Annotated in this window: 9 protein-coding genes and 1 tRNA gene; 5 read left to right on the top strand and 5 right to left on the bottom strand. The window is 63.0% G+C overall.

The window, feature by feature from the left end:
* Positions 1-49 precede the first annotated feature (49 nt).
* Entirely contained in the window at positions 50-238 is a 189-nt protein-coding gene (gene csrA / locus RYH70_RS13700; RefSeq protein ID WP_022995680.1) for a carbon storage regulator CsrA, read from the top strand.
* A gap of 87 nt (positions 239-325) precedes the next feature.
* Positions 326-415, top strand: a tRNA-Ser gene (locus RYH70_RS13695).
* A gap of 630 nt (positions 416-1,045) precedes the next feature.
* Here RYH70_RS13695 and RYH70_RS13690 read toward each other — a convergent pair.
* The 3 genes from RYH70_RS13690 to RYH70_RS13680 are packed head-to-tail and all read right to left on the bottom strand — an operon-like array spanning position 1,046 to position 2,957.
* Positions 1,046-1,621, bottom strand: a complete 576-nt coding sequence (locus tag RYH70_RS13690; protein WP_317009266.1) for a hypothetical protein — start codon at positions 1,619-1,621, stop codon at positions 1,046-1,048.
* A gap of 28 nt (positions 1,622-1,649) precedes the next feature.
* A complete protein-coding gene (locus tag RYH70_RS13685) occupies positions 1,650-2,057 on the bottom strand; it encodes an SMI1/KNR4 family protein (RefSeq protein WP_051414455.1) in 408 nt (135 codons plus the stop codon).
* A 12-nt stretch (positions 2,058-2,069) separates the two neighbouring features.
* Positions 2,070-2,957 (bottom strand): helix-turn-helix transcriptional regulator, encoded by an 888-nt coding sequence (locus tag RYH70_RS13680; protein WP_317009265.1) that lies wholly within the window; start codon positions 2,955-2,957, stop codon positions 2,070-2,072.
* Between the two features lie 449 nt (positions 2,958-3,406).
* On the opposite strand from RYH70_RS13680, the gene RYH70_RS13675 reads away from it, so the two are divergent.
* From RYH70_RS13675 to RYH70_RS13665, 3 genes are all read left to right on the top strand, one after another.
* Positions 3,407-4,633: a hypothetical protein gene (locus tag RYH70_RS13675; RefSeq protein WP_317009264.1), complete on the top strand. Its 1,227-nt coding sequence runs from the start codon at positions 3,407-3,409 to the stop codon at positions 4,631-4,633.
* A 117-nt stretch (positions 4,634-4,750) separates the two neighbouring features.
* Entirely contained in the window at positions 4,751-7,720 is a 2,970-nt protein-coding gene (locus tag RYH70_RS13670; RefSeq protein WP_317009263.1) for a parallel beta-helix domain-containing protein, read from the top strand.
* Positions 7,721-8,016: 296 nt separating this feature from the next.
* Positions 8,017-9,669 carry a methyl-accepting chemotaxis protein gene (locus RYH70_RS13665; protein ID WP_022995198.1) on the top strand — a complete coding sequence of 551 codons (1,653 nt, stop codon included), beginning with the start codon at positions 8,017-8,019 and terminating at the stop codon, positions 9,667-9,669.
* Here RYH70_RS13665 and RYH70_RS13660 read toward each other — a convergent pair.
* Both RYH70_RS13660 and RYH70_RS13655 read right to left on the bottom strand, forming a co-directional pair.
* Complete coding sequence (locus RYH70_RS13660; RefSeq protein WP_316308321.1) at positions 9,586-10,641, bottom strand: 3-deoxy-7-phosphoheptulonate synthase; 1,056 nt, start codon at positions 10,639-10,641, stop codon at positions 9,586-9,588. The two genes, RYH70_RS13665 and RYH70_RS13660, sit on opposite strands and share 84 nt — an antisense overlap.
* Positions 10,642-11,134: 493 nt before the next feature.
* Positions 11,135-13,405: a nitric-oxide reductase large subunit gene (locus RYH70_RS13655; RefSeq protein WP_317009262.1), complete on the bottom strand. Its 2,271-nt coding sequence runs from the start codon at positions 13,403-13,405 to the stop codon at positions 11,135-11,137.
* Positions 13,406-13,502 lie beyond the last annotated feature (97 nt).

Raw genomic sequence — 13,502 nt, 5'->3', positions numbered from 1 at the left:
GCAAAACCGCGCTCACTGAACAACATATGGATTCGAGGAGGGAACTCCCATGCTTATTCTGACCCGCCGCGTCGGCGAGACGCTCATGGTCGGCGACGATGTCACCGTCACCGTTCTGGGTGTAAAAGGTAACCAGGTACGTATTGGTGTTAACGCGCCCAAAGAGGTGGCGGTGCACCGTGAGGAAATTTATCAGCGTATCCAGCACGAAAAAGGCTCTGATGGCGAGTCTGCCTGATTTTTGAGCTGTATTTTCTGTCCAAACTGGTATGATGCGCGGCGATGTCACGAGTCGCCGTGAGAACAAAGCGATCGACCGTGTTCCGGAGAGGTGGGTGAGTGGCTGAAACCAGTTCCCTGCTAAGGAACCATACGGGTTACCGTATCGCGGGTTCGAATCCCGCCCTCTCCGCCATACAAACAAAAGCGCCCCGCTCCGCGGGGCGTTTTTGTTTGTATCGGTGACGGGTAGGGCTGAGAACCCGCCGGTTCGACAAGCCGCGCTTGCGCGGCGCAGGACGTCGCAAAGCGACGCCCCGAAGGGGTGAGCCGGCACGCCGGCGAATCCATCCCGCCCTCGGCACCTGACTCTCGTGCCACCATTCTCCTAAGCGCCCCGCTCCGCGGGGCGTTTTTGTCTGTATCGGTGACGGGTAGGGCTGAGAACCCGCCGGTTCGACAAGCCGCGCTTGCGCGGCGCAGGACGTCGCAAAGCGACGCCCCGAAGGGGTGAGCCGGCACGCCGGCGAATCCATCCCGCCCTCGGCACCTGACTCTCGTGCCACCATTCTCCTAAGCGCCCCGCTCCGCGGGGCGTTTTTGTTTGTATCGGTGACGGGCAGGGCTGAGAACCCGCCGGTTCGACAAGCCGCGCTTGCGCGGCGCAGGACGTCGCAAAGCGACGCCCCGAGGGGGTGAGCCGGCACGCCGGCGAATCCATCCCGCCCTCTCGAAGCTGACTCTCGCGCCCCCCTGATTTCTCAAGCTCCCACAGCGGCTTCGTAGACAGGTCTACGGGAAATTCTATTTAGCAGCGAATGGCGTGCTAGCGTGCTAGCGGATAGTCGAGCAGGCATCCGACCCGGTGGCCCTCCAGAACAGAAGGGTCGAAGCAGACGATATTGTTGTCCCGGCGCCAGCCGCAGGGGTAAAACCCGGCATGGTAGACCTGGAACAGCGCTTCAAGCACCGGTTCGCCGTCCGGGCCCAGGCAATGCCGTGCCGCCGACACCTGCTTGAGTTGTTCCACGGCGTCGTAGAGCAGGGTGGTGACGAAGTTTTCGAACTCGGTCTGGGTTTTCCTGAGACGGCGTTTGACCAGCGTCATCCGGATCGGCTCCCAGTGTTCCCAGAATGGGGCGACGGCTTCCTCAATATCCGGGCTGATGGCGGCGTAGGCGTCGGTGCAATAGAAAGGGGAAACCGCATTGGCCTGCACGTCCTGCCAGATACGGTACTCCGGCGGTAACTCCTGCGAGTTCTCCAGCAGCATGGCCCGGTCCAGATCGGTGAGGACCTCCGTGCCGCCGGGCAGGGCTTCCCGGTGGGCGGCGGAGAACAGCCGCTCCGAAAAGGGGAGCCGGACCGGCTCCAGTACCAAGGACAAGTCATAATCAGACAAGAGGCTTCTCCCAAATCACGCTAATGGTTTAAGCCTGGCGTTCACCCAACGTCCGGCCCTGGAACCGGATCAGCAACTGCGCCAGTGAGTCCGCGCTGACTCTCAGCTCCGAGGCCATCATCACGCCCATGTCCACTTCAAACACGGCAGACTCCTGGTCGCGCAGCAGCAGCGCCATGCCGCCGCTGTCGTCTCCGATCATCAGGTAGCCCGGCAGATACTCCGCCACCTCATAATCGCGATTGCGTTCCGCGATGCTGTCCGCGTCCAGCAGCACCAGGTTGCCTCCGGTGTACAGGCCATCGCTGAGCCGGAGAAAGGCTGCATAGTCCGGATGCAGCGGCCGGCCCAGTCCGGCTTCGGCCCCGGCAAGGGCTTCCGGGGAGGCCGGCGGCTCCAGCCGGTAATGTTGCTCCAGGTTTGCTCTGTTCAGCATGGTCGCTACCGTTCAGTTGTCGCCGATCAGCCAGGGCCGGCATTCGTCCCGATTCATAAGTACGATTTGTTGTGCCTCCGGCGGGCGGTTGGGCGTTTGCTCCAACCGCAGCCACTGTAGCAGGTAGCCGACCAGCGCCGCCCGGGTGGGCAGGGCCAGTTCACCATCCTCCATGCCGTAATCGGCGGCGATCAGCGCTTGCTGCCTGGCGTCCAGGCGAGGGTCCGGTGCCAGCCGCAGGGTGATGACCGTCTGCCAGGCGCGGTCCTGCCGTGCGTCCCGGCTGGCCGGGGTGAGCAGACGGGCGCCGTCGCCGATGCGGCTCAATACGAAATCGCGATACTCCCGGTTTTTCTCACACCAGCCACGAACGTGCCAGCGATAGCCCGAGAACACCACGGTATGAGGGTGGATTACCCGGGGCTCCGGCTCGGGGTGAGCCAGCGAGACGTATTCGATTTCCAGCCGCCGCCGCTCCCGGCAGGCCTGGATCAGCGGCCGCAGCACTTCCGGGCGGAGCCCCCGGTTCGGCACCGGCAGCATCTCGATATTCAGTTCCCTGACCGCCAATTGCTCGAAGGAGCCGGCCAGATCCTCGCGGGTCCGGACCATTTGCAGGTACTCGTCGGCGGCTCCCAGGGTAAAGCGCGGGGTGAATCCGGGGCCGGGCCGGTAGCCCTTGAGGGAGCGGTCGTAGACCAGATTGCCCGGTGCATACTGCTTCAGGTACACGTTGATGTCCTTGCTGGCCTGCTGGCGGCCAATGCCGAAGGCGCGCATCAGGTGATTGGTGGTGAGGCGGCCCTCCCAGAGGGCGATGATCTCGATCAAACGGTAACGCAGCAGCAAATCCCAGCGTAACGGCCAGTCGCCGGCACTCTTGCGGGGGGAACGGGACATTTCCCATGGGCTCCAAAAAACGACGTGTTCATGTAGTCAGTGTTGGTATGACCACACTGAATACATATTATGGTCTCCTTGCCCGGCAGGGCGCTGGAACAGGTCACGAATCCAGACCATCGTGAATCGGTTCACCGCGCTTCCGGGCCAGGAAGAAGAATCGAGACCCTGAGTAGGCTCTGAGATCGAATAAAGAAAGGAATGTCCGCGCCGCCTTTGGGACGCGTCGCCGGGGTAACTATCCGTTGGGGAAGGATAGAGGGTGAGCGAGATGGGGATCTTCGCTTTGGGGGCATCGATACCATCGATGACCGGTCATCGGGGGGAATCTTCGTGCCATCCACCTGCGGTGGAGGGTCCTTCAGTGCAAAGGTGCATTCGGGTGGGCATGACCTTTCGTGGTTGTGACATGGCGCCGGCCATGTCCATCGTCGCCCAGAGGTAATGCCATGGCCCAGCGTTTGCGCCACACCCTAGTCCTGGAACCCGGTTTCGGGCCGCCGTCCCCCTATGCCTGGAGCGGACTGCCGGAATCACCGGAGACCACGGAACGGGTTGCCCACCGTCTTGGCCTGCATGGCGAAGGCGGCTTGCTGGTGCCCGACCGGGGCTATGGCCATCGTCTCAAGTCCGTGCTGAGCCGGCGTTCCCTGGTGCGGCGGGGTCTCCGCCATGGCGAACTGGAGGTCTTGTCGCGGGTGGCGGCGCTGCTGGTCAACGAGCATACCGGCAACATCCAGGTGCTGGACCGGGAGCAACGTCCGCTGGACCCCCAGGCGTTAATGCTGTTGTTACGGGTGGATCCGGACGGGGTTCGTCAGTCGGTGGATGAGCAGATCCAGCAGCACCAGCAACGACTGGAAGGGTTGGTGACCTTGCACCATTGCACTCCCGCCCCCGGGGAGCAGCCGCTGCTTTCTCCAATGGCGGCGGAGGAACCGGAGCCGGCCATGTTACCGTTCCGGGCCGGGCTCTGGGAGCGGTTCCTGGCGCTTTGGTCGGCGCGCCGGCGGGCTTGTCTGGCAAGTCGGCGGCGGCGGTGGCAGGAACAGCAACAGCAGGTGCGGCTGGCCTGGTTGCAGCGCCTGCATCGACACGCTGGCCAGTTCGAGCGGCTCAGGCGGCTGTATCAGGCGGCCCGGCAGGGGCAGCGCCAGGCCCTGGAAGGCGTGCTGGCCCATCGGTTGTCCATGGTGCCCTGGCCGCGGGTGACTCAGGTGGCGTTCCAACTCAGCGATGATCTGCGCGGCCTGACCCTGGAAGTGGATGTGCCGGATCCGGCGCTGTTCCCCTATACCAAACTGCGTCCGCACCCGCGTGGCGCCGGGGTATTGGTGACCTGGCTGTCCGACGGTGCCCGGCGGCGCCTGCACCGCGAGCACGCTCATGCCACCGGGGTGCGCTTGATCGGTGAAGCGCTGGCGGCGATTCCGCAGGTGCATTGGCTGGTGCTCTCCGCCCATGGCCGGGGCCGTGCCGGTGATCCGGTGCGCGGCCACTATCTCTACAGCGTTCGAGTGGAGCGTGGCGGCTGGCACGGGCTGGTGTTCGAAGAGTTTTCCAGTCACCCGCCGGAGCGCATTTTGTCCGGCTTCGAGTATCGGCAAACCCTGGATGGCCAGGGCAACTGGCGGCCGGTACAGCCCTTTTCCACCCAGCCCCCCGAAGCACTTTAACCCCCGTTGACAATATCGCTACATTCCTGCGCCGGCTGACGTAGTACAACCGTACCAGATACCCACATGAAAATGAGGGGTAAGGACCCAGAACAACAATATTCAGGGGATCGGCTTATGTGCGAGCGAGGAATCGGTTGGCTGTCATTGTGTTTGCTGTTGGGCGTGCTGGCGGGCTGCGGTGGTTCGGGCGGCTCGGACTCTGGTGGCGATAATCCTGGTGGCGAGAACCCGGGAGGTGAAGTGCCGGATCCGGAAGGCCAGGGCCGGGTGTTCACGGTAGCGCCGGGCGAGGACGCCACCCAGAGTATGGTGGACGCCATGATTCAGCTGAAACCGAAGGACGTGCTGCAATTCGAATGTGGTTTCTTCGAGCTGGATCAGGGGCTGCTGATTCAGGCCACGGAAGACGTCACCATCCAGGGCTGCGGCAAGGATAAAACCGTGCTGTCATTCCGCGACAGCGTCAACGTCACCGGCCTGGAAGCACTCAATGTGCGCGGCATCACGGTGAAGGATCTGACTATTCTCGACTCCCCCGGTGACGCTTTTAAACTCAAGGGCGTGAAATGGGGCACCCTGAGCAAAGTGCGCGCGATCTGGTCCGGCGGCGGCGAACCCATCACCGCGGCCAATTACAGTGGGCGCCTGCAGGTGGCCTGCACCGCGCCGCCACTCAACGAGGGCGACCCGGCGCCGGATTATGTGCCCAGTTCCAGCAGCGGCCGTTATGGCATTTACCCGGTGGAGTCGGAATACATCCTGGTGGAGGACTCGGAATCCATTGGCGCCTCCGATGCCGGCATCTACGTGGGACAGACCGATACCACCATTATTCGTAACAGTCGCGCCGCCTATAACGTCATGGGGTTCGAGATCGAGAACGTGCGCGGCGGTGAATACGACAACAATATCGCCGAATGCAACACCGGTGGCTTCCTCATCTACGATCTGGAGAACATCACCCGCTACGGCGACACCTCGGTGATGGTCAACAACGTGGCCCGCAACAACAACACCTACAACTTCGCCCACAGCGGCCTGGTATCCATGGTGCCGCGTGGGGTGGGGTTCATCACCCTGGGCTACGACAATATCGAGGTTTACGACAACCTCTTCGAGGATCACAGCACCGCCGCCATCCTCTACATCAGCTATGAACTGATCGACGGTCCAGGGCAAACCGCCGACAAGAAGCTGGATCCTTATACCGAAGGGCTGCACATCCACGACAATGTTATCCGTAACTCCGGTTACAGCCTGCCACCGCCGGATCTGGAGGCGGCCGCGAACGGTGACATCCAGACTTTGCTGCCGATGATGATCGGCCTGAAAAATCTGCCCACCATCAATGATCCTTCCGAGTTGCTCGGCAGTCTGGACAATCTGTTTAATCTCGGCCGCGGCGCGCACATCATCTGGGATGGTTTACTCGATGACCTGGACGCGGACTGCCCCTATCCGGTGGACGCCAACGGTGATCCGGTGCCCGCCGATGCAAACGGTAAACCGATCCACACCAACCAGCATCCCAATCCGTCCTGCCACTACAACGCCTATAAGTTCGACGATCAGGGGCAGCGAAAACTGCCGCAGTGGGGCTCGTGCATTCATGACAACCAATTCGATGAAGACAGCGTGCCGTATCTGAATTTCCACGGCACCGATGGGCTCGAAGTGGTGATGGCTCTGGCCGAGCAGGATCTGTCTCTCCTTGATCCCGCTGAGCTGCTGGAGGTCATCCAGGGCCTGTTGAATCTGCCCAGCGATCGCAAGCTGGAAGATCACGACTGCCAGGCCCGTTTCGGCAAGCTGCTGGCGCCGCTGCCGAGGGTGACGATTCCGCCGTTCGAACCCAGCGGCGAGCACGATCCGGCGGTGTCCGAGGAATACGTGAAATTCCTGTGCGAAGCGGAAACCGCCCAGAACGCCATCAATCGTCCGGCCCTGGCGGTGGACTGTCCGCGTCTGGATCAATACAACCTGTTCGCCGATCCGGCGGATCCGCGCAGCCTGCCCCATGAAGGGGGCGTGCCCTTTGTCCTTAACACCAAGCTGTTTTCCGACTACGCCACCAAGTACCGGGTGGCCTTTATTCCGCCCGGAGAACAGGCGGTGTATCAGGACGGTCGGGACGGCGCCAACCCGAACGGCGCCATTGAGTTCCCGTTGGGGACGGTATTGGCGAAAACCTTCGCCTTCACCGACGAGGAGCAGGGCACCGAGCAACTGGTGGAGACCCGCCTGCTGATCAAACGGGAAAACAGCAGTGGCAATGCTTACTGGGCCGGCTTGCCGTACATCTGGGATGAGGATGGCGTGGCCCGGCTGGCCATGGGTGGCGGCGCCCGGGCGGTGAGCTGGCATTACCGTGACGTGGACAGTGGCGCGGTGATCAGTGGCGACACCGAGCGCTACAATATTCCCAATGCCAACCAGTGCATCACCTGCCATGGCAATGACGATCAGGCCACCGGCAGTCCGCCCATCGGTCCCAAGCCGCGTAACCTGAATCTGGCCTACCGGCCGGAAAGCACCTTCATGGGGGAGCAGGGACAAGGCGGCTTCCCGCGCGTGAATCAATTGCAGTACTGGGTGGAGCAGGGCCTGCTGGCCGGCGCGCCGCAATTGCAGATCGATAGCCGTGGCGTGGCCACCAACGTGCCTCGTTTGCCGCATTGGAACGTGGCCGGCGACGGCGGCGAAGCAGCCCATTCCCCGGCGGATATCGAGCAGCGGCTGCGGGCCTATATGGAAGTCAATTGCCAGCATTGCCACAACGACAAGGGTGCCGCTTCCAACACCGGCTATTACCTGGATCACTTCCGCGACGTGGATGCCGGCTACGGTATTTGCAAGAAACCCACCGCCACCGGCGGCGGCTCCTGCGGCCGGCAGCATGTCGTGGTGCCTGGTAACAGCGAGGCCTCCATTGTCACCTGCCGAATGGAAGCGGAACACGATCCGCAACGGATGATGCCGCCGATAGCGCGCAGTGTGGCGGATGACGAGGCGGTGGCCCTGCTGCGGCAGTGGATCAATACGGTGGTGGACGAAAGCTACACTAACGCGGGGGCTTGCCAGTAGAGCAGCACTGTTTGCCAGGGGAGGAGAGCCGGCGGGCAGCGTTCCAGGACACGGGAGAAGCACGGTCCTGGAACGCTGCCCGCCGGCTCTCCACGAGTTCTGGAAGCGCCGGTTTCCAATCAAGCCAGGGCTTCGCAGCCCCTTCTGTACCAGCGGTTCTCTCCATGATCCTCTCCATGATCCTCTCCATGGTCCTCTCCATACAGAAAAGGGCTGAGATCGGGTTCAACGGTTACCGTTCCGTCACATTGAGTCTCTATCCTTCCTTCTTCCTGGATTTTGAGTAAGGGGAAAGAATGAAATGGCTCGATGACATGACGGTGAAGCGCAGCTGGGACTGGGTGCTGCTTGGCTTCAGCGTGATGATTCTGGTGCTTGGTGGGGTGAGCCTGTACGCCTCCCATTTCAGCCGCCAGGCATTCGGTACCCTGGAGCAGATTCACGTCCGCCAGACCAGCGCCCTGAACCGCACCTACATTGATCTGCTACAGGCCCAGGTGGCCATGGATCGGGCGGCGGAGTTGATCCGCGTGCCGTCCTTCGATGAACCGGAGCCGGTGATCGACGAGGCCGAGTCCTTGATGAAGGACGCTCGTCAGGCGTTCCAGCGCTTTTTGGAAATCCCCCCGCAACCGCAACAGCAGGAGGCCATCGATGCGTTGTCCGAGCAGTTGTACGCGTTGCTCAATGTTGGCCTGAGTCTGCAATTGACGGTGCTCAAGGAAGGGGATTTCGCCAGTTATCGCTCCGGTCGCGGTCGGGTCAGCGACATGAATTACGCTTTCGCCACTGGCGCGGACGCTTTTCTGGAAGCTTCGGAGGAGAGCGCCCGGCGTCTCACCGAAGGTTTCGAAGGACTGGTGCGACAGGGCGTGGCGGTGTTGGCGGTGACCGTGGCGGCGGCGCTGCTGCTGGTTTTGCTGGTGCGCTGGGGCGTGACAGTGAACGTGATCCGGCCGCTGCAGCGTTTATTGACGCATTTCGAGCGCATTGCCGAAGGGGATTTGTCCGCCCGTCTGGAACGTCGTGGCGGTAACGAAATCGGCCAGTTGTACTCCGGCCTGAGCGCGTTGCAATCGGGATTGGCCAATATCGTGGAGCGGGTGCGCAAAAGTTGCGAGACGCTGCACCGGGGCAGCGCCGGTATTGCCAACGGCACCGGCAATCTGTCCTCCCGCTTCGAGCAACTGGCCACGTCATTGGAAGAGACCGCCTCCAGCATGGAACAGCTTACCGCCACGGTGCGGCGCAATGAGGACCACGCCCGCCAGGGGCATGGCCTGGTCCGCGATGCGCACCGGGTGGCTTCGGAGGGTAGTGAGGTGATGGGCGCGGCGGTGAATCGCATGGAGCGTTTGCGCGCCGCCGCCGGGCAGATCGCCGAAACCACCAGCGCGATCCAGGGGATTGCCTTGCAGACCAGTATTCTGGCGCTCAACGCTTCGGTGGAGGCGGCCCGGGCCGGGGAAGAGGGCAGCGGTTTCGCGGTGGTGGCCAAGGAGGTGCGGGATCTGGCGCGGCGCAGCGCCACTCTGGCGAAGGACATCGAAACCCGTATGGAGCAAGCCCTGGTGGAAGTGGACGATGGTGTGGCTCTGGTGGGCAAAGCGGGAGGCACCATGGAGCACATTGTCGAGGCGGTGACGCGGGTCACCACCATCATGGATGACGTGGCCGTGGCTTCCACTGAACAGGCTCGGGGGATCGAGCAGATCGGCGAAGCGGTGGCGCAGATGGATCAGGTCACCCAGCAGAACGTTTCGGTGGTGGCCCGCGCCGCTGACCACGCGGACCATCTGCGCCGCCAGGCGGATGAGCTGATGGCGGCGGTGGCGTCCTTCACCCTGACGTCCGACGGCCCGGCGTCACCCCCGGGCGAGCTGGAGCAGCCGCGCCTCGGTGTCCGCCCAGCTCAGGCACGCATCGGTAACGGAAACGCCGTAGCGTAGCGATTCGGAAAGGGGTTGGTTGCCGCCGTTGAGGTGGCTTTCCAGCATCACCCCGACCACCGTGCTGTCACCCTGGCGCCGCTGGCGCAGCACCTCTTCCAGCACCAGCGGCTGGCGGGCCGGGTCCTTGCCGCTGTTGGCATGGCTGCAATCGACCACCAGGCGTGGATTGAGGCCGGCGCTTTCAAGGGCGTTACGGGCGGCCAGTACCTGTTCTTCCTGGTAGTTGGGGCCCTGATGGCCGCCGCGCAGCACCAGGTGCGTATCGGCATTGCCCGGTGTTTGCACCAGGGCCGGATGGCCGTGATCGTCCAGCCCCAGGTGGGTGTGGCCGTGGGCGGCGGCGCCCATGGCGTCGCGGGCCACGGTGACGCTGCCGTCGGTACCGTTCTTGAAGCCCACCGGCAGCGGCAGGCCGCTGACCATTTCCCGATGGATCTGTGATTCGGTGGTGCGCGCGCCGATCGCCGCCCAGGCCAGCAGATCGCTCAGGTAGGAGGCGGCCAGCGGGTTCAACAACTCCGTGGCCAGTGGCAGACCGAGCCGCGCCAGGTCGCGCAGCAGCTCCCGGGACAGACGCAGCCCCGTGGCCAGGTCGTGGCGGCCATCCAGATGCGGATCATAGAGCAACCCTTTCCATCCCACCGTGGTGCGTGGCTTCTCCACGTAAGCGCGCATGACCAGCAGCAATGAATCGCTCACCTGCTCGGCGAGGCCGGCCAGCCGCTGGCCGTATTCGAGAGCGGATTCGGGATCGTGCAGGGAGCAGGGGCCGGTGATCACCAGCAGGCGATCATCCTCGCCGTTGAGGATGGCGCGGACTGCCTGGCGTTGCTGGCGGATGCGAGTCTGCAACCCGGTTTCCAGGGGCAGCGCCTCACGCAGGGCGACAGGGCTGGGCAGACGTTGGTGGCGGGTTTCCTGGTCCTGGGCTTCGCCGGTTTCGGCCAGGGTGGCGACGGAGGCGTTCATAATCCTTTCCTTGAGCAATCAGGCGCCGATCACCGGCGCAAGGGTGTCGATGGTGGTGTCGAGTCGTGGCGGCGGCCGGCGGTAAGGCCGGCGCCGCTAAATCGCCAGTAGCAAAACAGCGCGAAGTTACGGTAGTAGCGGTTCATGGCGTCTCTCCATCCTGTTTTCAGTAAAAAAATCCGTGAAAAATGTTATGCCCGAAAATGAAAAACCCCCGGTTGGGAAGCCAACCGGGGGTTCAGGGGTTTGGCAGGCGTCCCGGATCCGGGCGCCTGGGCGGGTGGGCTCAGGCGCTCGAGCGGCTAAACCAATACCCGTAAAAATAACCGCCACACGCCATCGCCACCGGAGTACCGGCGGTGAATAAAGCGTTGTCAGGGCGTGCGATGGTCATCGGAATCTCCAGAACAATGGACGAAGACTAACCCAGCCCTGGCGCCACCGCAATCCCCGGAGGTGGCTCCCGGGGACCGGCGGCGACTCAGGCATTGATTCAGGCGTTGGACTCCGCCGGCTCCAGGGCAGGGGCTCGGGAGCCGAACAGCACCCCGGAGACCACCTGCCAGGCCACCGCCAGGGCGCCGATGATGAACACCACATCGCCGAAGGTGCGCACCCAACGCAGCGTTTGCAGCAGGTCTTGTTGCATGAACGCCTCGCCGCGGGCGTACCACATGCCTTCGCTGACACTGGCGTGGAACTGGATCAGGCCCACCGGCAGCAGACTGGTGGAGATCATCAGCACCAGACCGATATTGAGCAGCCAGAAGCCGTTGCGCATCAGACGGTCACTGAACCGCAGTTGCGGGCGGATATAACGCAACACCAGCAGCGTGAAGCCCAGTGCCAGGAAGCCGTAAACACCGAACAGGGCGGCATGAGCATGCACCGGCGTGGTGTTCAGACCCTGGATGTAGTACAGGGAAATCGGCGGGTTGATCATGAAGCCGAACACCCCGGCGCCGAGCATGTTCCAGAACGCCACCGCCACGAAGCAGGCTACCGGCCACTTCATCTGCTCCATCCAGGGGGCCCGCTCGCGCAGCTTGCTGTGTTCCCAGGCTTCGTAGCCGAGTACCACCAGCGGTACCACTTCCAGAGCACTGAAGGTCGCCCCCACCGCCATCACCGGTGTGGTGGTGCCGGCGAAGTACAGGTGATGGAAGGTGCCGGGCACGCCGCCGAGCAGGAACAGGGACGCGGAGGCCAGGCTGGCGCCGGTGGCGACGGTGCGGGATACCAGCCCCAGGTTATAGAAAATGAAGGCCAGGGCGGTGGTGGCGAATACTTCGAAGAAGCCTTCCACCCACAGATGCACGATCCACCAGCGCCAGTACTCCATGATGGAAAGGTGAGTGCGCTCGCCGTAGAAGAAGCCGGCGCCGTAGAACAGACCGATGGCGGTCACCGAGGCGGTGAGCAGCACCAGCAGATGTTTGTCGCCGGGTTGGCGCAAGGCCGGGCCGATACCGCGCAGCATCAATACCAGCCAGAAGGCGACGCCGGTGAACTTGCCGATCTGCCACAGACGGCCCAGATCCACGTACTCATAGCCCTGATGACCGAGCCAGAAGTTCAGGTTCTCCGGCATGATCTGGGCGATGGCGAGGTAGTTGCCGACGAAGGAACCGACCACCACAACCACCAGCGCCCAGAACAGAACATCGACGCCGAGCTTCTGGAACTTCGGATCCTTGCCGCCGTTGATGATCGGCGCCAGGAACAGACCGGCGGCGAGGAAGCCGGTGGCGATCCAGAACAGCGCACTCTGGATATGCCAGGTGCGAAGCAGCGAGTAGGGGAAGTATTGAGACAGCTCGAAGCCGTAGAAATGCTGCCCTTCCACGGTGTAGTGCGCCACCGCTCCCCCGAGGAACACCTGGAAGGTGAAGAGAGCCACCACCAGGAACAGGTATTTCCCCAGTGCCTTTTGCGATGGCGTCAGAGAGACCAGACTGAGCGGGTCGCGGGCGGGGGCCGGCGGCTCATCATCATGGCGACGCAGGAAGGCCCAGCCCAGGATCAGGAAACCAACACCGGCGATCAGCAGGATGACGCTGACGATGGACCAGATGATGTTCTCGGCGGTGGGCACGTTGTCGATCAACGGCTCGTGGGGCCAGTTGTTGGTGTAGGTGGCTTCCCCGTCGGGGCGCTCGGTGGCCGCCGCCCAGGCGGTCCAGAAGAAAAATTGAGTGAGCGCCCGCCGGCGGCTTTCACTGGGCAGAGTGCCTTCCTTCATGGCGTAGCTTTGCCGTGTGCCACGCAGTTCCGGCGCGTCGCCGAACAGCCGTGAATAATAGTCCGCGGTCAGTGCCATGGCTTCGGCGCGCCGATTGCTGACCGTCAGGGTACCGTCACTTTGCTGGAAGGTGTTGGTGCGGTAGGCATCGCGCAACGCTCGTTGCAGCATCGCCTGATGTTCGCTGTCCAGGGCGTCATAGGACTGGCCGTAACGTTCCCGGGCGGCCAGCTCCAGCCAGTGGATCAGCTCCCGGTGCAGCCAGTCGGCGGTCCAGTCCGGTGCTTGATAGGCGCCGTGTCCCCAGATTGATCCCAGTTGCATGCCGCCCACGGATTGCCAGGCGGTTTGGCCGTCGAGAATGTCGTCCCGGGTCATCAGTACGGTGCCGTCCTCGGTCACCACCCGATCCGGGATCGGCGGCGCCTTGCGGTAGACCTCGGTACCGAAGTAGCCGAGCAGCGCGAACGTGACCGCCAGAACGGCGATCAGCGTCCACCAGAGTTTGCGGTAGTGGGCCATGGTCGGGTCCTCCTGTTGATCCATGGGCATGGGGTTGGCGAACAAGCCTTAAAGGTGCATATAAAATATATCTTTAAAGATGTATTAACAATACATG

Source organism: Alloalcanivorax xenomutans, from assembly GCF_032810065.1.
Classification (GTDB): domain Bacteria; phylum Pseudomonadota; class Gammaproteobacteria; order Pseudomonadales; family Alcanivoracaceae; genus Alloalcanivorax; species Alloalcanivorax xenomutans.
The sequence above is the reverse complement of the archived record's forward strand: the minus strand, read 5'-3'. Positions and strand labels throughout refer to the sequence as shown.

Excerpts from the sequence above, each read along its gene's own strand:
- csrA (WP_022995680.1), top strand. The coding sequence starts at position 50 with ATGCTTATTCTGACCCGCCGCGTCGGCGAGACGCTCATGGTCGGCGAC.
- RYH70_RS13685 (WP_051414455.1), bottom strand. The coding sequence starts at position 2,057 with ATGCTGAACAGAGCAAACCTGGAGCAACATTACCGGCTGGAGCCGCCG.
- RYH70_RS13680 (WP_317009265.1), bottom strand. The coding sequence starts at position 2,957 with ATGTCCCGTTCCCCCCGCAAGAGTGCCGGCGACTGGCCGTTACGCTGG.
- RYH70_RS13675 (WP_317009264.1), top strand. The coding sequence starts at position 3,407 with ATGGCCCAGCGTTTGCGCCACACCCTAGTCCTGGAACCCGGTTTCGGG.
- RYH70_RS13670 (WP_317009263.1), top strand. The coding sequence starts at position 4,751 with ATGTGCGAGCGAGGAATCGGTTGGCTGTCATTGTGTTTGCTGTTGGGC.
- RYH70_RS13665 (WP_022995198.1), top strand. The coding sequence starts at position 8,017 with ATGAAATGGCTCGATGACATGACGGTGAAGCGCAGCTGGGACTGGGTG.
- RYH70_RS13660 (WP_316308321.1), bottom strand. The coding sequence starts at position 10,641 with ATGAACGCCTCCGTCGCCACCCTGGCCGAAACCGGCGAAGCCCAGGAC.
- RYH70_RS13655 (WP_317009262.1), bottom strand. The coding sequence starts at position 13,405 with ATGGCCCACTACCGCAAACTCTGGTGGACGCTGATCGCCGTTCTGGCG.